The organism is Sodalis sp. (in: enterobacteria) (assembly GCF_036327475.1).
Lineage (GTDB): Bacteria > Pseudomonadota > Gammaproteobacteria > Enterobacterales > Enterobacteriaceae.
The window spans coordinates 509,879-534,533 of record NZ_CP132913.1 but is presented as its reverse complement, the minus strand read 5'-3'; the positions used below and the strand labels follow the sequence as shown (position 1 = coordinate 534,533).

The 24,655-nt window shown below is 53.3% G+C and carries 24 protein-coding genes, 1 tRNA gene and 3 pseudogenes; 19 read left to right on the top strand and 9 right to left on the bottom strand.

Going from position 1 to position 24,655, the window contains the following annotated elements:
• Positions 1-638 precede the first annotated feature (638 nt).
• Positions 639-764, bottom strand: coding sequence for a hypothetical protein (locus GPOALKHO_RS02925; RefSeq protein WP_406703352.1), 126 nt, complete (start codon positions 762-764; stop codon positions 639-641).
• Positions 765-855: 91 nt separating this feature from the next.
• A pseudogene (locus GPOALKHO_RS02920) lies at positions 856-1,023 on the bottom strand (DUF1264 domain-containing protein); the annotation flags it as partial.
• Between the two features lie 519 nt (positions 1,024-1,542).
• Here GPOALKHO_RS02920 and thrS point away from each other — a divergent pair.
• From thrS to ihfA, 7 genes are all read left to right on the top strand, one after another.
• Positions 1,543-3,471, top strand: a complete 1,929-nt coding sequence (gene thrS / locus GPOALKHO_RS02915) for a threonine--tRNA ligase (protein ID WP_406702917.1) — start codon at positions 1,543-1,545, stop codon at positions 3,469-3,471.
• A gap of 3 nt (positions 3,472-3,474) precedes the next feature.
• Complete coding sequence (gene infC, locus GPOALKHO_RS02910) at positions 3,475-4,017, top strand: translation initiation factor IF-3 (RefSeq protein WP_406703351.1); 543 nt, start codon at positions 3,475-3,477, stop codon at positions 4,015-4,017.
• A gap of 68 nt (positions 4,018-4,085) precedes the next feature.
• Positions 4,086-4,283 carry a 50S ribosomal protein L35 gene (gene rpmI / locus GPOALKHO_RS02905; protein ID WP_406703349.1) on the top strand — a complete coding sequence of 66 codons (198 nt, stop codon included), beginning with the start codon at positions 4,086-4,088 and terminating at the stop codon, positions 4,281-4,283.
• A 44-nt stretch (positions 4,284-4,327) separates the two neighbouring features.
• Positions 4,328-4,684 carry a 50S ribosomal protein L20 gene (rplT, locus tag GPOALKHO_RS02900; RefSeq protein WP_406702915.1) on the top strand — a complete coding sequence of 119 codons (357 nt, stop codon included), beginning with the start codon at positions 4,328-4,330 and terminating at the stop codon, positions 4,682-4,684.
• 303 nt (positions 4,685-4,987) lie between these two features.
• Positions 4,988-5,971 carry a phenylalanine--tRNA ligase subunit alpha gene (gene pheS / locus GPOALKHO_RS02895; protein ID WP_406702914.1) on the top strand — a complete coding sequence of 328 codons (984 nt, stop codon included), beginning with the start codon at positions 4,988-4,990 and terminating at the stop codon, positions 5,969-5,971.
• 15 nt (positions 5,972-5,986) lie between these two features.
• Positions 5,987-8,371, top strand: a complete 2,385-nt coding sequence (gene pheT / locus GPOALKHO_RS02890) for a phenylalanine--tRNA ligase subunit beta (RefSeq protein WP_406702912.1) — start codon at positions 5,987-5,989, stop codon at positions 8,369-8,371.
• Between the two features lie 4 nt (positions 8,372-8,375).
• Positions 8,376-8,672: an integration host factor subunit alpha gene (ihfA, locus tag GPOALKHO_RS02885; protein ID WP_406702911.1), complete on the top strand. Its 297-nt coding sequence runs from the start codon at positions 8,376-8,378 to the stop codon at positions 8,670-8,672.
• A 62-nt stretch (positions 8,673-8,734) separates the two neighbouring features.
• Here ihfA and GPOALKHO_RS02880 read toward each other — a convergent pair whose 3' ends face one another.
• Positions 8,735-8,929 carry a hypothetical protein gene (locus tag GPOALKHO_RS02880; RefSeq protein WP_406702910.1) on the bottom strand — a complete coding sequence of 65 codons (195 nt, stop codon included), beginning with the start codon at positions 8,927-8,929 and terminating at the stop codon, positions 8,735-8,737.
• A 1,125-nt stretch (positions 8,930-10,054) separates the two neighbouring features.
• Between GPOALKHO_RS02880 and GPOALKHO_RS02875 the strand changes: the two genes are divergently transcribed.
• Together GPOALKHO_RS02875 and GPOALKHO_RS02870 are read left to right on the top strand one after the other, a co-directional pair.
• Positions 10,055-10,234, top strand: coding sequence for a protein adenylyltransferase SelO family protein (locus tag GPOALKHO_RS02875; RefSeq protein WP_406703348.1), 180 nt, complete (start codon positions 10,055-10,057; stop codon positions 10,232-10,234).
• 179 nt (positions 10,235-10,413) lie between these two features.
• On the top strand, positions 10,414-10,698 hold the full coding sequence (locus GPOALKHO_RS02870) for a hypothetical protein (protein ID WP_406702908.1): 285 nt from the start codon (positions 10,414-10,416) through the stop codon (positions 10,696-10,698).
• Positions 10,699-11,021: 323 nt separating this feature from the next.
• Here the strand turns inward: GPOALKHO_RS02870 and GPOALKHO_RS02865 are convergent.
• Positions 11,022-11,182: pseudogene (locus tag GPOALKHO_RS02865) on the bottom strand (kinase/pyrophosphorylase); the annotation flags it as partial.
• Between the two features lie 210 nt (positions 11,183-11,392).
• Here GPOALKHO_RS02865 and GPOALKHO_RS02860 point away from each other — a divergent pair.
• The 4 genes from GPOALKHO_RS02860 (at position 11,393) to GPOALKHO_RS02845 (ending at position 14,312) form a co-directional block, all read left to right on the top strand.
• Positions 11,393-11,575, top strand: a complete 183-nt coding sequence (locus tag GPOALKHO_RS02860) for a hypothetical protein (protein WP_406702907.1) — start codon at positions 11,393-11,395, stop codon at positions 11,573-11,575.
• A 586-nt stretch (positions 11,576-12,161) separates the two neighbouring features.
• The gene (locus GPOALKHO_RS02855) at positions 12,162-12,611 is read left to right on the top strand and encodes a hypothetical protein (protein WP_406702906.1); all 450 of its coding nucleotides are present in this window, start codon (positions 12,162-12,164) and stop codon (positions 12,609-12,611) included.
• A 483-nt stretch (positions 12,612-13,094) separates the two neighbouring features.
• On the top strand, positions 13,095-13,484 hold the full coding sequence (locus tag GPOALKHO_RS02850) for a hypothetical protein (RefSeq protein ID WP_406702904.1): 390 nt from the start codon (positions 13,095-13,097) through the stop codon (positions 13,482-13,484).
• A gap of 345 nt (positions 13,485-13,829) precedes the next feature.
• Positions 13,830-14,312, top strand: a complete 483-nt coding sequence (locus GPOALKHO_RS02845) for a hotdog fold thioesterase (protein WP_406702903.1) — start codon at positions 13,830-13,832, stop codon at positions 14,310-14,312.
• Here GPOALKHO_RS02845 and GPOALKHO_RS02840 read toward each other — a convergent pair.
• A complete protein-coding gene (locus GPOALKHO_RS02840) occupies positions 14,295-14,465 on the bottom strand; it encodes a hypothetical protein (protein ID WP_406702901.1) in 171 nt (56 codons plus the stop codon). The two genes, GPOALKHO_RS02845 and GPOALKHO_RS02840, sit on opposite strands and share 18 nt — an antisense overlap.
• 953 nt (positions 14,466-15,418) lie before the next feature.
• On the opposite strand from GPOALKHO_RS02840, the gene sufA reads away from it, so the two are divergent.
• From sufA to sufE, 6 genes are all read left to right on the top strand, one after another.
• On the top strand, positions 15,419-15,793 hold the full coding sequence (gene sufA, locus GPOALKHO_RS02835) for a Fe-S cluster assembly scaffold SufA (protein WP_406702899.1): 375 nt from the start codon (positions 15,419-15,421) through the stop codon (positions 15,791-15,793).
• Positions 15,794-15,860: 67 nt separating this feature from the next.
• Positions 15,861-17,312 (top strand): Fe-S cluster assembly protein SufB, encoded by a 1,452-nt coding sequence (gene sufB, locus GPOALKHO_RS02830; protein WP_406702898.1) that lies wholly within the window; start codon positions 15,861-15,863, stop codon positions 17,310-17,312.
• Positions 17,313-17,370: 58 nt separating this feature from the next.
• On the top strand, positions 17,371-18,117 hold the full coding sequence (gene sufC / locus GPOALKHO_RS02825) for a Fe-S cluster assembly ATPase SufC (protein ID WP_406702896.1): 747 nt from the start codon (positions 17,371-17,373) through the stop codon (positions 18,115-18,117).
• A complete protein-coding gene (gene sufD, locus GPOALKHO_RS02820; protein ID WP_406702894.1) occupies positions 18,092-19,375 on the top strand; it encodes a Fe-S cluster assembly protein SufD in 1,284 nt (427 codons plus the stop codon). The genes sufC and sufD overlap by 26 nt, the downstream gene beginning before the upstream one ends.
• Entirely contained in the window at positions 19,372-20,595 is a 1,224-nt protein-coding gene (gene sufS / locus GPOALKHO_RS02815; RefSeq protein ID WP_406702892.1) for a cysteine desulfurase SufS, read from the top strand. Before sufD ends, sufS begins: the two co-directional genes overlap by 4 nt.
• 24 nt (positions 20,596-20,619) lie before the next feature.
• On the top strand, positions 20,620-21,036 hold the full coding sequence (sufE, locus tag GPOALKHO_RS02810; RefSeq protein ID WP_406702891.1) for a cysteine desulfuration protein SufE: 417 nt from the start codon (positions 20,620-20,622) through the stop codon (positions 21,034-21,036).
• A 359-nt stretch (positions 21,037-21,395) separates the two neighbouring features.
• Here the strand turns inward: sufE and GPOALKHO_RS02805 are convergent, their stop codons facing one another.
• The 4 genes and pseudogenes from GPOALKHO_RS02805 to GPOALKHO_RS02790 all read right to left on the bottom strand — a co-directional run bounded on the left by GPOALKHO_RS02805 (position 21,396) and on the right by GPOALKHO_RS02790 (position 24,599).
• Positions 21,396-21,632 (bottom strand): major outer membrane lipoprotein, encoded by a 237-nt coding sequence (locus GPOALKHO_RS02805; RefSeq protein ID WP_406702889.1) that lies wholly within the window; start codon positions 21,630-21,632, stop codon positions 21,396-21,398.
• A gap of 374 nt (positions 21,633-22,006) precedes the next feature.
• Positions 22,007-23,441 (bottom strand): annotated as a pseudogene (locus tag GPOALKHO_RS02800) (pyruvate kinase).
• Positions 23,442-23,879: 438 nt separating this feature from the next.
• Positions 23,880-23,956: transfer RNA gene (locus tag GPOALKHO_RS02795), tRNA-Val, on the bottom strand.
• 478 nt (positions 23,957-24,434) lie between these two features.
• On the bottom strand, positions 24,435-24,599 hold the full coding sequence (locus GPOALKHO_RS02790) for a hypothetical protein (protein WP_406702888.1): 165 nt from the start codon (positions 24,597-24,599) through the stop codon (positions 24,435-24,437).
• Positions 24,600-24,655 lie beyond the last annotated feature (56 nt).

Here is a 24,655-nt window from a genome sequence, read left to right as displayed (position 1 = left end):
CGTTACAGGACGAAAGCCGACGCAGTGTGGCTATCGGACTGCTGTTAACCATTATCAACTGTGTGGTTTTCTGGACGTTTCATGAAGAAGATATCGATAGCGTCATCACCGCGGTGGTAACGCGGTTTTGTCAGCGGCGGTGCGCGTCTAGCGCCGCCGTCCGTGGCGGGGACTTGGCCGACATAGTGCTACATTGCCGGACAATCGCCCTGCAAAGAGCGAACGCCTGCGCAAACGGCCTAGCTTGAGGGCTTGTGCTAAACTCCTGAATTCATTTGGCGGATTAAAGTGTCGATCTAAGAGCCAAAAGGCCGCATTATGCTTGGCGATATTCACGTTTTTTCGCCCACGAAGAGCGTGAGCCGGGCGCTATCGCCCTCTAGAACAGAATCGGTTGTCAATTTTGCTGTAACCGCTGAACTACCTTGTTCACTAGCGCCTCAATGATGCTACTTTTCCCTTTAAATCAGCTCAATGTAGCAAAATCACATTAGATCGCCCCAGTAAACTGGCGGATTTTTTACATGTCAGCGCCAAAACGGCGATCGCGCTCTGCCAGCAACTGAGGGCAGGAACAGCAGCAGCGTATTATTTCAATCAGTATGCCACGTATACCACGTTTTACCATGGGTGGTTGACTATTTCACCATTAACGCTCTCTCTGCCGAGGCCGGTAAGCCTGGAGCAATAAGCGTGCCGAACTTAAATCTTTTCATGAATAATTGCTGAAAGAGTCTTTCGCTGATGATGTACTCCACGCCTATCAGTCTGGCATCGCGGATATTGCCATAATATAATGATGGCCTGCATCACTTCTTCATTCAGGAATGTGACGTAATGGTGCGTTTCCATTTGCCTATTCTTGTCGCCATTGTAAAAGTGAAAACTATCCAGATAGGCGCTTATGGCATCGACGGGGACACGATTGTAGCGCGGACATGAATTGCGCAACGTCAGTCCAGGGGACAGCGATTTGTCGGTCGAAGCGACTTGTGGTGGCGTGTTATTGTCGCCGCAGCCCATGAGAAGTGAGGTTAAGCATAATGAGAACAACAACGTTCCGTTTTCGATTTCCTTTATACAAAGCGAACTTGGATCAGCGGTGGGTTATCATCCCGGACAGAGTTTGCGCCGGCGTGGTTGGGCAACGCGGTGACATTAATGTTAGACGACGCGCGGGCAGTTTGCCTTTAGAGGTTAATGTCCTACCGCGCTGGGAGATCTAAGCCGATCCTACGTAGGAGACATCTCCTGCTCTGTATCTTCGCACGCGTCTGCTGGTTATTCTTCCCCTGGTGCGATGATGCACAGGATGATAAAAAGGGGAATCCCCGCATCGAATGCGCTAAAAAGGATTTTTCCTGTGAGGGTGCAAAATCCTGCCGGTTGACATGTAATGAATGCAGGAGTGTCAAGAGGTTTCTGTTCCTCCTCGTGTACATATTTCGCAATGTGTAGCGAAATAGCATGTTAAACCCTTTAATATGTGTTCTGTTTGTAAGTAGTTGTACGTATGCACCACTGGAAATTAAGGAAATCCGCATGTCCGTTATAACTCTTCCTGATGGTAGTCAGCGTCAGTTTGCACATCCCGTTTCTCCCCTGGATGTTGCGCGCGATATCGGTCCCGGCTTGGCCAAAGCCTGCATTGCCGGCCGCGTTAACGGTGAGCTGGTGGATGCGGTCGACGTCATTGAGCACGATGCCCAGCTTGCCATCATTACCGCCAAAGATGAGGCTGGGCTGGAAATAATTCGCCACTCCTGCGCGCATTTATTGGGGCACGCCATCAAGCAATTGTGGCCGAATACCAAAATGGCTATCGGTCCGGTCATCGATAAAGGCTTTTATTATGATGTTGATCTCGATCATACCCTGACCCAGGACGATCTCGACCAATTGGAAAAGCGGATGCATGAACTGGCAGAAAAAGATTACGACGTTATCAAGGAAAAAGTTAGCTGGCAGCAGGCGCGCGATGCGTTTGTCGCGCGAGGCGAGGATTATAAAGTGGCTATCCTCGACGAAAATATCAGTCGCGACGATCGTCCCGGACTGTATCATCATGAAGAATATGTTGACATGTGCCGCGGTCCGCACGTGCCCAATATGCGTTTTTGCCACCACTTCACCCTACAAAAAATCTCCGGGGCTTACTGGCGCGGCGATAGCAAAAATAAAATGCTACAGCGCATTTACGGCACCGCCTGGGGCGATAAAAAACAGCTCAATACCTATTTGCAGCATCTGGAGGAGGTGGGGAAGCACGATCACCGTAAGATCGGCAAGCAACTTGACCTTTATCATATGCAGGAAGAAGCGCCTGGTATGGTGTTCTGGCACAACGATGGCTGGATCCTTTTCCGCGAGCTGGAAGCTTTTATACGGATGAAGCTAAAAACCTATCAGTATCAGGAAGTGAAAGGGCCATTCATGATGGATCGCGTGCTGTGGGAAAAGACCGGCCACTGGGACAATTACTCCGAGTATATGTTTACCACCTCGTCAGAAAAGCGGGAATACTGCATTAAACCGATGAACTGCCCAGGGCACGTGCAGATTTTCAATCAAGGGCTGAAGTCTTACCGCGATCTGCCGCTGCGTATGGCAGAATTCGGTAGCTGCCACCGCAATGAGCCCTCAGGTTCGTTGCACGGCCTGATGCGCGTGCGCGGCTTTACACAAGACGATGCCCATATCTTCTGTACCGAAGACCAGGTGCGTGATGAAGTAAACAATTGCATCAAAATGGTGTATGATGTGTACGCGGCGTTTGGTTTTGAGAAAATCCTGGTCAAACTGTCCACACGTCCGGAAAAGCGTATCGGCAGCGATGATGTCTGGAACCGGGCGGAGCAGGATTTGTCCGCCGTGCTTGCGGAAAATGGTATTGCCTTTGAATGTCAGGCAGGCGAGGGGGCCTTTTATGGTCCTAAGATTGAATTTACGCTTCTCGATTGCCTGGATCGAGCCTGGCAATGTGGTACGGTGCAGTTGGACTTTTCTCTACCCGGTCGTTTGAACGCTTCCTATGTTGGGGAAAATAACGAACGGGTGGTGCCGATTATGATTCACCGCGCTATTCTGGGATCAATGGAACGGTTTATTGGCATTCTAACGGAAGAGTATGCGGGTTTCTATCCGACCTGGCTGGCCCCAACACAGGTCGTCATGATGAATATCACCGATAATCAGTCGGAATATGTCGTAAAACTGACGGAAAAACTGTCGGCGGCAGGTATTCGGGTAAAGGCAGACTTGAGAAATGAAAAAATAGGCTTTAAAATCCGAGAACATACTTTACGTCGAGTTCCTTACATGCTGGTCTGCGGGGATAAAGAGATGGAAGCAGGCAAGGTCGCCGTGCGTACACGACGCGGTAAAGAACTGGGTAGCATCGACGTTAACGAGGTTATTGCAAGGCTGCAGCACGAAATCCGCAGCCGTAATCTTCATCAACTGGAGGAATAAAGCATTAAAGGCGGAAAACGAGTTCAACCGGCGCGTCCCAGTCGCATCAACCGGGAAATCCGCGCTGTAGAGGTTCGTCTGACGGATATCGACGGCGAACAGGTTGGTATTGTCAGTCTGAATGAAGCGCTTGAAAAGGCTGAGGAAGCAGGCGTTGATTTAATCGAAATCAGCCCAAATGCCGAGCCACCGGTTTGCCGCATTATGGATTACGGCAGGTTCCTTTATGAGAAGAGCAAATCCACAAAAGAACAGAAGAAGAAACAGAAAGTTATTCAGGTTAAGGAAATTAAATTCCGGCCTGGTACCGATGAAGGCGACTATCAGGTAAAACTACGCAACCTGGTTCGCTTTCTGGAAAACGGTAATAAAGCTAAAATCACCCTGCGGTTCCGCGGACGTGAAATGGCGCACCAGCAGATCGGCATAGAAATGCTTAACCGTGTTCGTGACGATCTGAGTGAACTGGCGATAGTGGAATCTTTCCCCTCCAAAATTGAAGGCCGCCAGATGATCATGGTGCTCGCACCCAAGAAGAAACAGTAAGGCCTCGCTATGTGTCGCCCTTCGCCTTGCTGATTCATGCTATTAACAATGCGGAGAGGGACAAGCACATGCCCAAAATCAAGACAGTACGCAGTGCCGCAAAGCGCTTTAAGAAAACAGCTTCGGGAGGTTTCAAGCGCAAGCATGCTAATATGCGTCATATTCTGACCAAAAAATCCACTAAGCGTAAGCGTCACCTGCGACCGAAATCCATGGTTTCCAGAGGGGATCTGGGTTTGGTCGTGCGTTGTCTACTGTACGCGTAAGTGTCATTTTAACTGATTCGAATAAGACTTTAGGGAGAAGGCATATGACTCGCGTAAAACGTGGCGTGGTGGCACGTGCACGTCACAAAAAAATCTTGCAACAGGCGAAAGGTTACTACGGTGCTCGTTCACGCGTTTACCGCGTCGCCTTTCAGGCGCTTATCAAAGCGGGTCAGTACACTTACCGTGACCGTCGCCAAAAGAAACGTCAGTTCCGTCAACTGTGGATCGCCCGTATCAACGCCGCGGCCCGTCAGAATGGTATTTCTTACAGCCAGTTTATCAATGGCCTGAAAAAAGCCTCCATTGGGATCGACCGTAAAATCCTAGCGGATGTCGCCGTATTCGATAAAGCGGCTTTTGCCGCTCTGACCGAGAAAGCGAAAGGCGCCCTGGCATAAGCCGGGATAAAGAGGGAGCCAGTCTCCCTCTTTTCCTCAGAACAAACAGTAGCAGAATAGAGATCTTCACGTTAACAAGGTAATGCAAGCATGAAGCCGCCATTTCCCGTTTCTTTTTTTACTTTGGCGCCTGTTTCCCGGAGGCTTGCGCGTAAGTCAAGAAACGAAAATATAGCGCTAGAGCCTCCCGAAGTGGAGGCTTTTTATTGCTGGCCAACGGCCGCCGATGGCGATGCAGGGCCAGACGACGGCCTCACTCATTCTTACGATTAAGCTATCTACGGCAGGAAGGAGAGGAAAGCAATGCCACATCTTGCAGAGTTGGTTATGCAGGCCAAAGTCGCCATCGAACAGTCCCAGGATATGGCCACATTAGAGTTGGTGCGCGTCGAATATTTAGGTAAAAAAGGGCATTTTACTCAACAAATGACGGCGCTGCAGGATTTAGCACCGGACGCGCGGCCTGCAGCAGGTGCAGTCATAAACCAGGCCAAGCAAGACGTGCAGCAGGCGTTGGCCAAACGCAAGACCACGCTGGAGCAGTCGGCGCTGGAGACACGGCTGTCGGCCGAGACAATAGACGTTTCATTGCTGGGACGGCGCATGGAAAACGGCGGGCTGCATCCGGTCTCGCGCACCATCGCGCGCATCGAGCATTTTTTCGGTGAACTGGGTTTTTCGGTGACCACCGGCCCCGAAATCGAAGATGACTACCATAATTTCGACGCCTTGAATATTCCCGCGCACCATCCCGCGCGCGCCGATCACGATACGTTCTGGTTCGACGCCACCCGATTATTGCGTACCCAGACCTCCGGTGTGCAGATCCGTACCATGAAAGCGCAGCAACCACCGCTCCGCATCATCGCATCTGGGCGGGTGTACCGTAACGATTACGACCAGACCCACACGCCGATGTTTCATCAGATGGAGGGGCTGATTATCGACACCGATATCAGTTTCACCAACCTGAAGGGCACATTGCATGATTTCCTGCGTAATTTCTTTGAAGACGATTTGCAGGTGCGCTTCCGCCCGTCTTATTTTCCGTTTACTGAACCCTCCGCCGAGGTGGATATCATGAAAAAAAATGGCCGTTGGCTGGAAGTGCTAGGCTGCGGCATGGTCCACCCGAATGTGCTGCGCAATGTCGATATTGATCCGGAAATTTACTCCGGCTTCGCCTTCGGCATGGGCATGGAGCGGTTGACGATGTTGCGTTATGGTATCACGGATTTACGCGCATTCTTCGAAAACGATCTGCGTTTCCTCAAACAATTCAAATAAAGGCGGGATAAGCACATGAAATTCAGTGAACTTTGGCTGCGTGAATGGGTGGATCCGGCCATCGACAGCGCCGCGCTTGTGGAGCAAATTACCATGTCCGGACTGGAAGTGAGCGGCGTCGAGCCGGTCGCCGGCCGTTTTACCGGCGTGGTAGTTGGCCAGGTTGTGGAGTGCCGGTTGCATCCTAATGTCGATAAATTACGCGTCACCAAGGTCGATATTGGTGGCGAGAGATGGATAAATATCGTCTGCGGCGCCCCTAACTGTCGCGCCGGTCTGCGGGTCGCGGTAGCTACCATTGGCGCCCTGCTAGCGGGGGACAAAATCAAAGCTGCTAAATTACGCGGCGAGCCGTCGGAAGGTATGCTGTGCTCCTTTGCCGAATTGGGCATTGCCGGCGACCATGACGGCATTATCGAACTGCCCGCCGATGCGCCTATCGGCCAGGATATTCGCGACTATCTTCAACTTGAAGACAATACCATCGACATCAGCGTGACGCCGAACCGGGCTGATTGCCTCGGGTTGCTCGGCATTGCCCGCGATGTTGCTGTGCGTAATCGCATGCCGCTCGTGCAGCCGGTTATCAAGACGGTGGCGCCGGTTATCGGCGATACGTTGCCGATTTGCGTTGACGCGGCCGACGCCTGTCCACGCTATTTGGGCCGAGTGGTGAAAAATATCGACGTCAGCGCCTCCACGCCGCTGTGGATGAAAGAAAAATTGCGCCGCTGCGGCCTGCGCTCAGTGGACGCAGTGGTGGATATCACCAACTTCGTACTGCTGGAACTAGGACAGCCGATACATGCCTTTGACCGTGATCGCATTGAGGGCGGAATTGTGGTGCGTTATGCCGAGCAGGATGAGGCGCTGACCTTGCTAGACGGCAGTGACGTCACGCTTTCGCCCGATACGTTAGTGATTGCTGACCACGGTAAAGCGCTGGCGATAGCTGGGATCTTTGGCGGCGCTGCCTCCGGTATCAGCCTGACGACCCGCGACGTGGTGCTGGAATGTGCCTTTTTCCAACCGCTGGCCATTACCGGCCGCGCCCGCCGTTATGGGTTGCACACCGATGCATCTCATCGCTATGAGCGTGGCGTGGATCCGGCGCTGCAGCCGCGCGCCATGGAGCGGGCCTCGGCGCTGTTGGTCGCCATCTGCGGAGGTCAGCCTGGGCCGGTTATCGATGTGACTTCCGCGACCGCGCTGGCGCCACCGGCCGCCATCACCCTACGCCGGAAAATGCTGGATCGGCTGATTGGCCATGTTATCTCGGATCAGGACGTGAGTGATATCCTCAGCCGTCTCGGCTGTCAAGTCAGTCGCACCGAAGATGGCTGGCAGGTCCTGGCGCCGAGCTGGCGTTTCGATATAGCTATCGAAGAAGATTTGATTGAAGAGGTCGCGCGCGTATACGGTTACGACGCCATTCCGAATGTGCCGGTGCGCGCCGAACTAGTGATGCCGCTTCATCGTGAGGCGACGCTGCCGCTGTCGCGCGTGAAAATGCTGCTGGTGGATCGCGGTTACCAAGAGGCCATCACCTATAGCTTTGTCGACCCTAAAACTCAGACGCTGCTCCATCCGCAGCAGGCGGCGCTGGTACTGCCAAGTCCGATTTCCCAGGATATGTCCGCCATGCGTTTATCGTTATGGACCGGCCTTCTTGGCGCGGTGGTCTATAATCAAAATCGTCAGCAGCAACGGATCCGCCTGTTTGAAAGCGGATTGCGCTTTGTTCCTGATAGCTCAGCTGACCTTGGAATTCGTCAGGATCTTATGCTGGCCGGGGTTATTGCCGGTCCGCGCTTTGATGAACATTGGGATCAAGCACGCCAGCCGGTGGATTTTTACGATGCCAAGGGTGATCTTGAGGCAATACTTGAGCTTACTGGCAAATTAGACAATATTGAGTTCAGGGCACAACGGCATCCCGCGCTTCATCCAGGGCAGAGCGCTGCAATTTATCTTAACAATGAAGGCATCGGATTTATTGGTGTTATTCATCCAGAGCTTGAGGCGAAACTGAATTTAAATGGCCGTACGCTGGTGTTTGAACTACTCTGGGAGAAGGTCGCCGAGCGTAAAGTGCCTGAAGCGAATAACATTTCCCGCTTCCCCGCTAACCGCCGCGACATTGCCGTAGTGGTGGCTGATGATGTCGCCGCAGCAGATATTATCGCGGAGTGTAAGAAAGTTGGTGCAAATCAGTTAGTTGGAGTAAACTTGTTTGACGTGTACCGGGGTAGTGGCGTAGCGGAAGGTTTTAAGAGTATGGCTATCAGCCTAATCTTACAGGATACCGCTCGTACACTGGAAGAAGAGGAGATTGCCGCGACCGTTACGAAATGCGTGGTGGCACTGAAGCAGCGATTCCAAGCATCCTTGAGGGATTGAACTTATGACGCTTACTAAAGCTGAAATGTCAGAATACCTGTTTGAAAAGCTCGGGCTAAGCAAACGGGATGCCAAAGAAATAGTGGAACTGTTTTTTGAGGAAGTGCGCCGGGCGCTGGAAAATGGCGAACAAGTAAAATTATCAGGCTTTGGTAATTTTGATTTGCGCGACAAAAATCAGCGGCCAGGACGCAACCCAAAAACAGGCGAAGGTATTCCTATCACCGCCCGTCGGGTAGTAACTTTCCGCGCAGGGCAGAAATTGAAAAGCCGTGTCGAGAATGCCTCACCAAAAGTGTGAGGCGCATGCCACGCGGGCGCTTACGCATCAGCTTTTCGCTTCACTGCTTTGGCTTCTAGCGGCTAATAGAGTTCTGATCTTCTGGACGACTCTGCTTTTGTGGGCTCGCCAACGGTCAGGTCGGCAGGCGGCCCGCCGCTGACTGGCCTGTCGCTGTACGTCGATAACCCCTGCCTGACTCCAGCCAGCCATGGTAGAACAACGTTAGCCGCCATCGCAGTGTTGTCCTGCACATCCACCAGCACAGAAGGGCTCACAAATAAACTTTTCTCTCCATCCCTACCTAAAATTGTGGCCTGCCCGTGTTCAGCGCCGCGCTTGCCAATGAAAACGGCCGTACCCAATGGCTTTGCGCGCACCGGCGGCCGGGCGGGCGGCATATTTTCCCCCGAGATGGCCATGCGCCCGGTTAGGGACGCGCGGTAATCACATGTTAGGATTAGACAAAAACGGTAAGCGCTTTGTAAATCAGACGCTGTCTAATAGTGGCCGCTGGGCGGCATTGCTACAAACGCCGCTTATATCGTCTATCGTCCGCGATAAGGTCTTCTTATGAATGGAAAGCATAGGTGAGATTGTCACCACTAGAATGGTGCTGCACCTAGGCGATCGGGAGCGCCGCGGCCATTATTGGAACGGATATGATTGGTGTCCGCTATTGGAATCGACATGGTTACTACTGGAATGGTTGGTTTGGGTAACGACATTACCGCCGTGGCGCAATCACCTGCTGCCTCCGCCGCCAATTCACCATCCTCGTGTGCCTGCGCACCCGCCTTAGTCGCTGTCTGGCGCGCTCCATCACGGCGGGCACACGGCCAGGGGCATCACGCTAATCCAACTATCTCGGCGGTAGCGATCGCTACCGGAAACCGCCAGCTCCTTAAGCAGGCGTTAACGTTATTCCTGCTAAATTCCTGCCAATATCATTGAGGTCCGATCTGCATCGCCCCGGGTTTTGTCTTCCGCAAGGCGGTAGGCGTCACGAAAGTGCCGCGTTAACTGGTTTCGCCTCCTGTGCGAGGCAGTGGTGTGGCCCGCCAGCGCGCTTACAGCGCTATACTTCAATAGATAACTTAGGACAGAAGCATTATGGGCCGGTGGCGTAGCGCGCCGGCATGAGCGGGAAGGCAGAGAGGGATGGAAAAGACCGCCTCTTGCGACCTTCGGGCTACGCCTATGGCTTGTCTTGCTCTGGTTACTGTTGCTGAAGCACCGGTGAAATCTGGCTGTGGCCAAGGCACTGACCGAGCGAGGAGCGCGTCTGTTTAATTGCACATAGCGTGATGAATATCGACAATATACAGATGCTTGACCTGACGTAGGCTATGGTCCCACGGTTTCATTCCGACTATTGGGGTCGCTGTGCGTTTGATAACTAGCTGGCGGCGGCGCTATGGAACCTCAATCGTCTGGCGCAGTCCATGGCTGGCCTGATGCCGATAGCGGATTTGCAGGCCGTGTTTTCAGGTTACGAACCAGCGCTGATGGCGGCATATAGCGAACGGATACGCGCCAAATTGGGGTTAATGTGGGCGGGCGAACAGGATATGTACTACTGACGGATTTATTGCGACTGACGGCCGTAAGGAGCCGATTTAAGGAGCCGATTATAGCCAAATCTTCCGTGCGCTCAGTTTGGCCTAACGGCGAAATTTGATCGGCGTTTGATGACTGGTTTGCCAGTTACCGGCGGCGGCTGACGGATTGAAATGCGTGATGACGCGCTCGGCGGCAGGGCATGCTAGCGGTTAACCAGCGCATTGTGCTGCGCGACTATCTGGATCAACAGGCGATTATGGGCGCGGAAACGGGGCATTCGCGAGAACTGGTGAGGCTATATCAGGCTTTGCGCGATCCATATCACGACGATCCCGATCAGGATGATTTGGCATCGCCACGACTGTGTGCGTCATCTGGCCATCTCCTGCTTCCAGCTAGCGGTGCAAGGCCAAAGACCCGTCTCGGTGGACGCCCTTCAGGTGGCGAAGGTCCGCGGGCTTGCGCCGCTTATGCCAGCCATTAATGAGGAATATTAATGAGGAATGAGGAATATTAATGAAGAATAAGTATCCAGGCATCTCCTTCCTCCCGCGCCATTCATCGCCATGATACAGAATCGGGATTCGTAGCGGGAGCAGTTCAGCGCCGGCGCAGTGTCAGTTGCGCACCAGCGTAATCTTTAAGCGCAGAAGTTGGTGTTTCCGAAACTCATCTGCGACAGGCTCACTCAGTGCCGCGATGGCTGACCCGAGGAGGGCTGTGCCGCCGTTTAGGCCGCCAGAGCGTTCGACGGTGCGGGTGAGAGTAAACCGACTGCCGCCGCCCATTTTGCATAATGCCGTGCATAATGCCGTATTGCATCGCCAATACGGACTGGTGGGTATTTTGCTGCAGCGCGACACCCCGAGCAAAATAATTTGCTCCTGATCCAAATTGCGCCGCGAAATACCGTTATCATAGGCCATGGTATAATCGATGGTGGCGATACGAGCATCGTATTTGCTTAAATGAGTAGTGATCAGACCGTATCCTGACAAAAGCTGACGCTCTCTTCAATAATGTGCCGTACCTCCGAGGTCACGGTTTAACCGAATACCATAGGCTTTCCGCCTGTCGTCAGGCAACGCGACGCTCGTGCACTTACACGATGTTCGCGCCCATATTTAAAGAATATCATGACAATGCTTCCGAAAATGTGCTGTGGTATCCAGCTGAGTATGCATGATGTCGACCGAGAACGCCTCGCCTTTGGAGATGATTACCCATTTGTCCGCCATGGGTATATCGGCGAAAATGGATTCGCTACTACCCGCCCAGGTATTAACGATTTCTTCACTCAAGCGATATCAATCAACGGATTTATCAATTTTTATATTTATGATGTCGCTGCGCTGATATGAGCAGCGACCAGGTCGCTATTACCACCATCTCGTGTTGATACCCGCGCGATGCCGTTCGTGGCGGCGCAGGCGCTGGCGGCCGAGCCAGACTGCCTCGGCGACATTTATGGCACGGTATTCGAGCATTACCGGCAAAGCGTGGCTGATCGTCGAAAAGTTTTCGGATCTTAACCGTTTTTTGAGCGGCTACGATTTACGCCATGTGTTCAGCGATGATTCACATACTTTCTTTTGATCTCACGCATATCCTTACCGGCTCCGAGAGCATATTAGCATGCATCACCGACCCGATACTTGATATCACCCCTCTGCCGCAGGTGCCCGCTTGGTGAACGTCAAATACGATTATTTCGATTCCGCCGTTTATTCTGGAAGCGCGCCAGTGTTGTCGGTGAAAATCATCGATTCCAAGATGCTTAATTTGGCCCGAGAAAATATTTGTCTAGGACTCTGTACGTGAACTTATCGGAGATGTGCCCGCGGCCACACGACGCAAGAGCTTAATATCGTCGAGTTCGCCGGTGACGATCGTGCTCCAATATAAACGGGCAACTGATGACGCTGTGCGTAAGACTGGAAATCTCTCATGGCTGCCGGTGAGGCTGGCGTAATAGGTTACCAGTTGTGCTGCCAGCCCGTGGAAATCGAGCGTATCTACACTATGCACAAGCAAGCGGTAGGGTTGCTCAGTAATAGCAAAAGTGCCGCAAAACCTATCCCGTTTGCCGAAGATGCCTGTGTACCGACCCGACATCTTGGCGGATTATATAGCCATCAGCTCAATTACGGCATGTTCACGGCCATGTGGCGCCGGCGTACTGCATATACGTCCGGTGCTGGATATGTGCGATCCGGTACAAGAATGCTTATGAAACGGCTTTCCGATCGCATTGTGGCGCTGACCGCCAAATATGGCAGCCTGCTGAACGGAGCATGGCAAGGGATTGCACGCCGAGTACAGCCCAGTGTTTTGGCGACGAGCTCTACCATGAGCCGCGCCACGTTAAAACGGTGTTCGATCTCGACAACCAGCTGAATCCCGGTAAAATCTGCCCGGCGACTGGCAATCGATGCGCCGCATTTGACTGTGGACGCCTCAAATGCGGCGCCTTCGATCGGCAGATTCTGGTGGCGGTGTACGGCGCAATGGACTGTAACGGCAACAGGCTATGATTTAACGACGAGGTGCGGTGGGTGCGATTTTTTTCCACGCGGTGAAACGACAATGTCCGCCTGTCTAGCCTGTAAAGCGTACTTAAGCCCGTTTCATTAAAATCGATGTGCTGGGCTTTCGCGTTTGCTTCCTGCAGCTTTACCATAGCTGGTATCTGCGCTCGGTGCGCGGTTACCTGGTGACCAGGGTGGGAAGGGTACGCCCCGGTCATGGCTCGGGCGCCGGCGATGTTTGGGCTGGCCGTTGCTGCACACTCTTTGCGAACGGGTCGTGGGGATGGTGGATGTGCCGCTACTGTCGTAGCCCCCATTGTCGTAGCCCTCACTGTATCGTCAGGCGGCAGACATGCTCGCCACGGCCCCGATGCTTGAGCAGTTGGAGCCCATGAGCGTTGAGCAGCGCCAGGCACGCGTGCTTATCGTTCAGGATCCGTTCTTCAGGATCCGTTTACCAGCTACCGGCTTACCAGCATTCCAGCATTATGACGCGCGCGTGATGGCGGTTTTGTCCGCCTGGCGGTTATACTGGGCCGTATACCAGTATCGTTTTCCCCAACTGGAAAGCGCAACATACCAAAGGTTTGACGCCGTTTCACGCGGACCGCCCAACGCACCGCCGATTTTCTCAACCGCATCGCGCGGGATTGTAGTTGCTGATGGTGGTGTCGATTCGGCGCTGGTGCTGTGTTATCGCTCGGCGCCGCACGCGTGGATTTCCAGGTTCAATGGCGCATGAATGGCTTTCCCCTACTCAGCGCTGGCTGCTGCGGCATGGCTGGCACCTATGGACGCGAAGGCGCGAATTACGCCCATTCGCGGGGGGTATTATGCGCCATCATGCTAACAGCAACTTGCATAGCAGCCGCGCGGCCGCTGCCTGGCAGCTGGTTATTCCTGTCGCAGTCAGGTCGCGTATCGAGGGTGAAGGTATCTGCCATCCGCTGCAGGCGCTTTTGGAGGTTATCGCATGATTTGGATACGTACGCCGTCGCTGGAAAGACTCAATCAGATGGCGCAGGTTGTATGATTGCCTATCTGTGCCTTCGCTACGCCCGACTGGAGGAGGACGAACTGGGGGCGAATGCTGTTAGATGAACACACGCGCCAGCCTTCCGGCGTACTCTACGGAAGTGCCTCGGTGGTGTTGGCGGAAACGGTGGGATCCGCTGCTGCCGGCTATCTTTGCGCCCGTGGAGAACAGCGAATCGTGGGCCTTGATATCAACGCCAACCATTTGCATAGCATGCATGATAGCTTGGTGTGCGCGGTGTGCCGCCCATTTTATCTCGGCCGCACGCGTCATGTATGGGGTATTCACATCGGGGTATTCACATCTATGACGAGACGGCGCGTTTACCTGCCTCTCCAGTCTGACCACCGCCGTGCTGGATGGGTAAAGCGGTTGATGCCGCGCCGGCACCAGGATTACCGTATCTGCTCCGCTTGCTTTTTCATTGCTTCCACCCTAGGGGCCGAAAACACCAGCGAAAAGCCGACGCTGCCCACAGCAACCCAGCCGCTCACCGCGGGTGGCGCAATGCGACCCCTAGGCGCGAACGCTTGACAACAAGATAAAACCGCCTGCCAGCGCTAGGCCGCCGAGGCTATTGAGAAACACGCCCAGCGGTGCACCAATGGCGATGGCGCCGTAGGTGGCCACGCCGCTCCAGGAGATAAGCCGGTCGGTATGTCGCTGGCCTATCGCGCCAATCCTCACAGCATGGGGCCAGTGCTGGCGAAGCTTTCGCCCATGCCAAGCAGCGGCCAGCCAAAAGCAGCCTAGGTTTAGTGCTCAACGCTGATAGGGCGGGTCAACAGATAGCACTTTCTTCGCCCACAGCAGGGTCGGCGTAGTGGCCGGCATAGAGCGGCTGGCCAGCGTGCTACTGCAAGCTGATGTCAATACCGGCTGTCAGCGGACTGAACCCTAAGGTTGTGTGGGTGAACTCCGACAAAATTGTCAGAGGGATGTCAATGGTTAAATAATAAATAAAGATGAAAAAACGATGTGGATAATTGCGCTTATTCAACTTTTGTGCCGTCAGGGACGCGGCGTGGCGGTCTGACGTGGGCATAGCAGGATCCAGTAGGAAACAACCAGGACTACAGCATAGCGCTTGCCTACGTCAAGGGGAGGCAAAATGCAAGGGGAGGCAAAATGTCTGCGCACCGGTGTGAAGGACTTGTGCTTACACTAACGCCGGCCGGGTTATCCTGGCGCCGGTGAGGGTGTTCCAAAGGGTGGTCATCGTATTCGTTGTAGCGCAGAGGGCGTTGTCGCCCGTGCCGCAACGAGAATGCGCGCTGGCGATGCTTTTATGATATAATTGACGCAGAGAAAACCATAAAGGTGCGGTAATTAATAGGGTGTCACCGACGCTATTTTCTGAGCGAAAATGACGAATTATTTTTTCACCTTTTAAAATAGTTTATTTTATGAATATTCGCTTTAGTCACGTAGAAAGTTTTAGTACTAGAAATAGTCTATTCTTTTAAATAGCCATATATAAATTAGGGAATAGCGGACGAGGCAGCATTTACCGGCGGTAGTTGCTTCCCTCTTCTGTAAAACTACCTATTCCACTATAAAGGCCAAGGTTGAGAGAATATAACTCTTTAACATAGGCGGGTTTTCCGAGTATCACCCTGTAACGTCATGAGGTAAATCTGATGCAAGTAGACAACAAGGTTGAGACGTTCTCCCTTGAGGGGAATATCTGGCGCGGCCTGACGATAACCGATTCCGCCGCCCATCAGATCCAGCGCTTGGTGGAAAACGACCCTGCCATGCTGGGGTTGCGGCTAAGCGTGAAACAGTCCGGCTGCGCGGGCTTCGGCTATGTGGTGGAAAAGGCCACGCAGTCTGAAGGCAGCGACCGGATTTACGAGCATGGCGGCGTCAAATTATATGTGCCGCTGAAAGCGATGCCTTTCATAGACGGCACGGAACTGGACTATGTTCAGGAAGGCCTGAATCACGTATTTAAATTTCACAATCCCAAAGCTCAGCACGCCTGCGGGTGTGGCGAAAGTTTTGGCCTTTGAGCGATGAATCATCATGGTACGAATCAATACTCACACCCCTGAGGCGATTGACATAACTCAACCCCGGATGAAAAGCAAGCGATATAAAGAAGGCTTCTTTACCCAACTGGCAACCGAAGAGCTAGCGCACGGCATCAGCGAAGACGTGGTGCGCGCCATCTCGGCGAAACGCGATGAACCTGAGTGGATGCTGGAATTTCGTCTTAATGCCTATCGCGCCTGGTTGGAAATGGACGAACCGCACTGGCTGAAAGCCTACTATAAGCCGCTCAACTATAACGATTACAGCTACTACTCCGCACCATCCTGCGGCGCCTGTGACGATACCTGTGGGTCGCAGCCCGGCGCAGCACAGCAATCTTGGGCGGAAAGGGCGAAGAACTATCTGACTGATGAAGTGGAACAAGCGTTCAACCAACTTGGTGTGCCGGTGCGCGAGGGTAGCGAGGTCGCGGTGGATGCCATTTTCGATTCGGTATCGGTTTCTACCACCTATCGTCATAAGTTGGCGGAGCAGGGCATTATTTTCTGCTCCTTTGGCGAAGCGATTCATGAACACCCGGAATTGGTGCACCAATATCTGGGTAGCGTGGTGCCGATCAACGATAACTTCTTCGCCGCACTCAATTCGGCGGTCGCCTCTGACGGCACTTTCGTTTATGTGCCGAAAGGCGTGCGCTGTCCAATGGAGCTGTCGACCTATTTCCGCATTAATGCCGCCAAAACCGGTCAGTTTGAACGTACCATTCTTATCGCCGATGAAGGTAGCTATGTTAGTTACATCGAAGGCTGCTCGGCGCCGGTACGCGACAGCTACCAGCTGCATGCGGCCGTAGTGGAAGTTATCGTGCTGAAAGATGCGGAAGTGAAGTATTCTACAGTGCAAAACTGGTTTGCAGGCAGCGATGCCGAGGGTGGGATCCTCAACTTTGTCACCAAGCGCGCGCTGTGCGCGGGCGAAAACGCTAAAATGTCCTGGACGCAATCCGAAACCGGCTCGGCCATTACCTGGAAATACCCGAGTGTGATTCTGCGCGGCGACAATTCGGTGGGGGAATTTTTCTCTGTGGCGCTGACCAACGGACATCAGCAAGCGGATACCGGCACCAAGATGATCCACATCGGTAAGAATACCCGCTCCACGATTATTTCAAAGGGAATTTCGGCTGGTCAGAGTGAAAACACCTATCGCGGGCTGGTGAAGATAATGCCAACCGCCACTAACGCGCGTAATTTTACCCAGTGTGACTCCATGCTTATCGGCAGCGAATGTGGCGCCCACACGTTCCCTTATGTGGAGGCGCGTAATAACACCGCCCAGTTGGAGCACGAGGCCACCACCTCGCGTATTGGCGAGAATCAGCTGTTTTACTGCCACCAGCGCGGCATCAGCGAAGATGATGCGATTTCGATGATCGTTAATGGCTTTTGCAAAGACGTGTTCTCCGAACTGCCGCTGGAGTTTGCCGTGGAAGCACAAAAATTACTGGCTATCAGCCTTAAGCACAGCGTGGGCTGAGGCCTCGCTACTGCATTTGCTGCCCAGATGCAGCAACAAGCCGGGTAAAGGAAATATCATGTTATCGATTAAAGAATTGAACGTCAGCGTGGAAGACAAGGCCATTCTCAAGGGACTGAGTCTGGAAGTAAAACCCGGTGAGGTTCATGCTATCATGGGCCCGAACGGCTCTGGGAAAAGTACCCTGTCTGCGACGCTTGCCGGGCGCGAAGACTATGGCGTCACCGCCGGTGAGATCTTGTTCAAAAGCCGTGATTTGCTGGCGCTGGAGCCGGAAGAGCGCGCCGGGGAAGGCGTATTCATGGCGTTTCAATACCCGGTGGAAATCCCGGGGGTCAGCAACCAGCTTTTTCTGCAAACGGCGGTGAATGCCGTGCGTAAATATCGTGAGCAGCCGCCGCTGGACCGCTTCGATTTCGCCGATTTCATCGAAGCCAAGATTGAACTGCTGAAAATGCCGGCCGACCTGCTAACCCGGTCGGTTAACGTGGGCTTTTCCGGCGGCGAGAAAAAACGTAATGATATTTTGCAAATGGCAGCTCTGGAGCCAGATTTGTGCATTCTGGACGAAACCGATTCCGGTCTGGACATTGATGCGCTGAAAATTGTCGCCCATGGCGTCAATACCTTGCGTAACGGTAAACGCTCCTTTATCATCGTCACACATTATCAGCGTATTTTGGACTACATCCAACCTGACCGCGTTCATGTGCTGTATCAGGGCCGCATTTTGAAATCCGGTGATTTTTCCCTGGTAAAACAGCTTGAGGAGCAAGGCTATGCCTGGCTTATCGAACAACAGTAATGCCTGTGCGCTGACACAGTGGCGCCAATTGTTTTCCAGCCAGAGCGCGGCGCGCTCTGCCGAGGCCTATACCCATTGGCAGGGCGTTGAACGCCTGGGGCTGCCCACCCGCCAACACGAACATTGGAAGTACACCCCGCTAGATGGACTGTTGGCGCATCGTTTTGCTCCCGCCGCCACCCGCGCGGTTTCCACCGCTGACCGCGATGCGCTGAGCCTAGTCCTGGACGCTTGCCGTCTGGTATTTGTGGATGGCCGTTTCGCTCCGGCGCTGAGCGACAGCGATACCGGCCTGTGGCATGTCGAGGTGGAGCAAGGTGCCGCAAGGGGGTCTCTTCCCGCGCCGATCCAGCCGGAGATGTTCTTGCACTTGACTGAAAGTCTGAGCCAGGAAACCACCCGAATTCGCCTGCCGGCTGGCAAAGCGGCGGCACGCCCGTTGTATTTGCTGCACATTAGCCAAGGTAGTGAGTATCAGGAAACGCTGAATACACTGCACTATCGCCACCATCTCGATATCGAGGCCAGCGCGCAGGGCCAGGTGATTGAACATTTCGCCAGCATGGGCGCCCGAGGCCATTTCAGCGGCGCGCGCACCTCCATGGTAGTCAGCGACAATGCGCACCTAAGCCATATCAAACTAACCTTTGAAAGCAGCGCCAGCTACCACTTCGGCCATAACGATATTAGCGTGGGCCGCGATGCAGTGGTACGCAGCAGTACGTTTATTCTCGGCGCCGGCTTGACCCGGCATCAGACCAGCGCGCAGCTGAATGGCGAAGGGTCCGATTTGGCGATCAACAGCTTGCTGCTGCCGTCGGGGCAGGATGTCAGCGACACTCGCACCTACCTTGAACACAATAAAGGTTACTGCTTGAGCCGCCAGTTGCATAAGGTGATCGTCAGCGATCGCGGTAAAGGCGTCTTCAGTGGCCTGATTAAGGTGGCGAAACATGCGTTCAAGACCGACAGTCAGATGATCAATAATAATCTGTTGCTCGACCGTCTGACCGAGGTGGATGCGAAACCTCAGCTGGAAATTTACGCCGATGATGTGAAATGCAGCCACGGCGCAACCGTCGGCCGGATCGACGAAGAACAGATGTTCTATCTGCGTTCGCGCGGTATCACTCACGAGGACGCCAAGCAAATGATAATCTATGCTTTCGCTGGGGAAGTGACGGAAGCGATTGGCCACGACGGGGTGCGTGACATAGTGCTGGCGCGTATCGCCAATGCTTTACAGGGAGGGGTATGACCTATCCCATTGCGCGAATCCGGTCTGATTTCCCTATTCTAGCACGGCAGGTGAACGGCCGGCCGCTGAGCTATCTCGACAGCGCGGCGAGTGCACAAAAGCCTAACGCCGTCATCGATTGTGAAAGCGACTACTATCGCCAGGGATATGCTGCGGTACACCGCGGTACTCACACACTAAGCAGTGAAGCCACAACCCGTATGGAGAACGTGCGACAACGGGTGGCGTGTTTTATTAACGCGGCGCTTGCGGACGAAATTGTTTTCGTCAAAGGCACTACCGAGGGCATCAATCTGGTGGCCAACAGCTGGGGGCGGCACAATCTGCGGTCCGGCGACAATATTGTCATCACCGAGATGGAACATCACGCCAATATTGTTCCCTGGCAAATGCTCGCCGAGGAAAAGCAGTTGTCGCTGCGCTACCTCCCGCTGCTGCCAGACGGTACCCTCGACATTGCCAGACTGCCGGCATTGATTGATGAGCGTACCCGTTTGTTCGCCGTCACCCAGGTATCAAATGTGCTCGGCACCCGCAATCCGCTGCCAGAGCTCATCGCCCAGGTGCGCGCGGCGAGCGACGCGGTGGTGTTGCTCGACGGCGCGCAGGGCATTATGCATCAGAAGGTGGACGTGCAGGAGCTGGACTGCAATTTTTATGTATTCTCTGGGCACAAACTCTACGGCCCCTCTGGCATTGGTATTCTTTACGCCAAAAAAGCGCTGCTGGATGCCATGCCTCCATGGGAAGGTGGTGGCTCCATGATCCGAACTGTCAGCTTGACCGAGGGCACCACCTTTAATGATGCTCCCTGGTGTTTCGAAGCGGGTTCGCCTCATACTGCTGGGATGATGGGGCTGGGCGCCGCTATCGACTACGTTGAGAAAGTAGGGCTGAACAATATTCAGGCCTACGAGCATGAGCTGATGCGCTACACCCTCGAAGCGCTACAGCAAGTGCCGGACCTGACGCTGTACGGGCCCGACGATCGCACCGGCGTCATCGCTTTTAATTTGGGCAAGCATCATGCTTATGATGTTGGCAGTTTTCTTGATCAGTATGGTATCGCCATCCGCACCGGTCACCATTGTGCCATGCCGCTGATGGCGTATTTCCGTGTGTCAAGTATGTGCCGTGCGTCCATTGCAATGTACACTGACCGCGACGATATTGACCGTCTGGCGGCCGGTCTCGTGCGGGTGCAGCGCTTGCTGGGCTGATTGTTAAACAGGGAGCAAGTAACGATGGCTAATCTGCCTGATAAAGATAAATTGTTGCGAAATTTTTCCCGTGGCGGCAATTGGGAAGAGAAGTATCTGTATATTATCGAGCTTGGCGGCCATCTACCGCCCCTGCCGGCGAGCATGCGCACCACGGACCATCTCATCGCCGGCTGTCAAAGCCAGGTGTGGATTGTTATGGCGGTTGATGACAATGGCCATGTCCAGCTGTACGGCGACAGCGATGCCGTGATTGTTAAAGGCCTCATCGCGATGGTGTTTATTCTCTATCAGGGCATGACGCCAGCGGAAATTGTTACCTATGACGTGCGGCCTTTTTTCGACAGCCTGGCACTCACTCAGTATCTGACACCGTCCCGGTCGCAGGGACTGGAAGCCATGGTGCGGGTTATTCGTGCCCAAGCCGCCGCGCAGTCCTAACCGCTTGCGCCTCGGCTGGAAAATGCAGACATGGCCAGCATAACTCAGCGCGTGGTCAACGGCCGGCTCCTAGCTTATGGCCTCGCGAAGTGTATCGCCACCTGTAAGTCGGTGGCGCATCTGTTGTTGTTTGAATGATGCAGAAAAACAAGTGGCATGTCGAGCGAAGAGGGTACGCCCGATGGCCTGCAGCAGACAATAGTGTCTGCTGGCGCGTACTCCCAGCTTCGCTGCAGGCATAACGCTATCGCCGATGCAATGTACTCGGTCTTAAAGCTATCAGGGGTCATAGCCCTTGGCTTGCTGATCAGAAAAAAATGGCGCACCTCGTGCGCCATTCTCAATCAAGACCAGAACTCTTATTTACGGTAAGAGGTGGCTTGGTTGTCAAGACGTTGGTTGGCACGGACAGCGTCGTCTTTAGCAACCTGCACGTCGGAGCGCAGAGCGTTCACGTCGTTGCTGATTTGGTCAGCTTTGGCGTTCAGAGTCTGAACGTCGGAGGACAACTGATCGATCTTAGCGTTTCCCGAGCAGCCAGCCAGTAGAGTGGAACCCAGAATTACTGCGCCCAGAACCAATTTAGTACGATTCATTATTAATACCCTCTAGATTGAGTTAATCTCCATGTAGCGTTACAAGTATTACACAAACTATTTTCGAATGAGAATAAATTTTGCGAATAAAACGATTAAATTCGATCGACTGCTCAAAGAAACATCTTATTTTATGGAGTGGTTAAAAAAACACCCTTAAAAACGCCCTCGAAGCCTCGCAGCGACAAGATTTCTCCGGTTGAGGCGGCTGTAAACGTGCTATTGCAATTGACCGCGTTACCTATTTTATTTCTTTGGCGGGATTCTTTTATTGTCTCACCAAGCGTCGGTGATTGGGTGGTGGAGGTGAAGTAGGGTTAGAGATAAAGTTTTTATACAATTCTAGTACCAATGCGGTATTGTACAGCTGCCCGTTAATTAATGAGTATTACGCTTTTAAAATAATACAGGCGACGAACCAAAAAGGCTCCTGTTGGACAGGAGCATGGGTGCTGTTGACGCCAGCAGGTTCGCCGCTTATGAACGTAAAGGGCTCGGCCACCACGACAGCTAAGAAGGTTCAGCGGGCACGCCCGCTGCTTACAACATAATACCATGACGATAATGTCGCCTTTTGCCGCCCAGCCGGTTTCTAAGGCCATGGCTTTACCAACGCGGTAAAAATCATCGGTCGACGCGATCTCTTCCACTAACTGACAGGCAACCCTTGACTCAGCAGCAACTGGCGTGTGGTCAGTAGATTGGTGGTCAACGCCAGGATTTCCGCTTGCGTGAAATATTTACGTACCGATTTGGCGGATTTCCCACCTTCTGGTCGCAACTTTTGCCGCGGTTTCCACCACACCGCGGCGAACGAGCTTCGATAATACGCAATTTGCGGCTGTCGTGCTGACCGTCAATACGGCTCGGTCGCATACGATCGGTGCGCTGGAAAATGGTGGCCATAATTGTAACGGCCTCCAGAGGATATCTCCTTTGTCGCTCTCGTCAGTTTTCAATCATCGAGTCGAGTACCTAGGCGGCAGTAATGAGGACCTTGCGCGCCCGGTTATGCTTCCACCGGAATTTCGACCGCCGAGATCGCCTCTTGCAACCATAATGCCGTCAGACGCTTCCATAATTCGTTGAAATTGTTCAAGCCTTCCTGGTTTTCGATTTTAGAGGCGCTCTGGATATGTTCGCCGTCGTGCTGCTGCAAATGTTCTCTTGTTCGCGGCCGAAAATCAGATCACTTTTTTCCGCATGCGCTAGTATGGCAATGGATACGCCAGGCAGGTTGGACCCTCTTTATTCTCGCTGAGATCGCCATTGTTCACCACCTTGCACCACCTCATCCTAGGTGACTCTGGCCGGCAAAGCGCTAGTGCGGCTGGGCAATGTCTGGGCACGCCTTGGTACGCCGGTAAGCGACCCGCTCACCCACGTTGACTTTTCGTCAGCCGCACAACCGATCGTTATTATGGGGACGGCCATGCCCAACAGTCCGTCATCCATCAGCACGGCATTATCTACAGCCAGATCCTGAGTGAATCTGGGGTAGGTAACCGCCACGCACTCGCTGTGGCCAACCACGCTCTGATCGGTGATAAGGTAAAGGCTTGGCCCGCGCGCAGTGAAACGTCTGCGCCGTTTACAAGCTGCATGGTGCGGATTTCGAGGCTTTTGATATCCAGCAGGATGACGGCCTATTGACCCGCTTTCTTCAGAACCGCGCGCAGATTTTTGATGCGTTGCCCGCGCTTTCATAGTCGCCATGGGAGAAGTTGAGACGCATCACGTTCATCCCCGCGTTGAGCAGGCTGGACAGTACTTCTTTATTCAGTTTTCCAGGCCGATGGTACAAACAATTTTAGTTTTTCATAACGAAAACGAATCTGGTGCATCGCCGGACCAGGCCCGCGATGAAAAAGCCGCTTGTTAGACCTGATGTCCATCTTTAAGAATAAGCAACAACGCTCGGAACGTAAGAAAATGGACATTGGGACAAATCAATCGACACCAACCCTTCAATTGAAATAGCGACGTTTTATATGATATTGGCAGGAAACAAAGTAAAAACTGAAAAAACGTGATTGTATCATCTTTGTCACAGATCGTCGCAATCAGCAAAACCTGTTTTGTCACGCGCTGGTGCACGTTGTTTGCCCTCATCATGGTAATACCTGGCGTCGATGCTAGCACAGAAGAGGCTGGCTGAAGAGAGGTCGTAGGAAGCATAGCGCAACATCATCGCTGCGGAAACAGTAGCGGTTTAAAGGAGTACAGTAAAAATGGAACGGTAAGATTTGGTGCGTCCGAGTGGACTCGAACCACCGACCCCCACCATGTCAAGGTGGTGCTCTAACCAACTGAGCTACGGACGCACAAAGAACGGTGTGTTCTAATGGACTCGAACCACCGACCCCACCATCTCAAGGCGGTACTCTAACCAATAAGAGCGCATCTGTTGCCTGCTGCCTATGCGACGAATATTAACGGGCTCTATCGCGGCCTGCAAGAGCAAAACACATTTTCCCAGCACGCCAACAATGGAATTAAGCCGGCTTTTCACCGATCAAGACTGTCATATCCACCAACGCGCCGCCAGACGCAAAATGCGCGCGGGGATTGTCGCTGGAGCTAGTGCATCTGGCATATCATCAACACGGCATCTGAAGTCAGACCGATAATAAACCCAATCCAGAAACCGCCAGGACCCATGGCGGGCGCGGCCAATCTATCAGTATCTACATGGTAGGTTGAGTAGCCAATAGGCGGCAAAGGTGATACAAGAGCGTAATCCACTCATGAAGCAGGCCGGTAAGCAGGGCGGTGCAACAGGCCAGCGTGACTCCTATATCATCAACCTGACCCTGGTGCTGACTCGCGCCTGCTCAATACCGCTTCCCCCAGGCGAAAGCCGATGCGGATGGTGACCACTACGCCGACAGACAACGGCAGCGTAAACATGAGCAAGCTGAAATTCAAGGCAGTTTGGTAGCTGGCTACCGCGATGATGCCCAGCAACGCGTCTCACAGCACAATGACAAGATGGCTATTATACAGTAGCACCATGATGACCA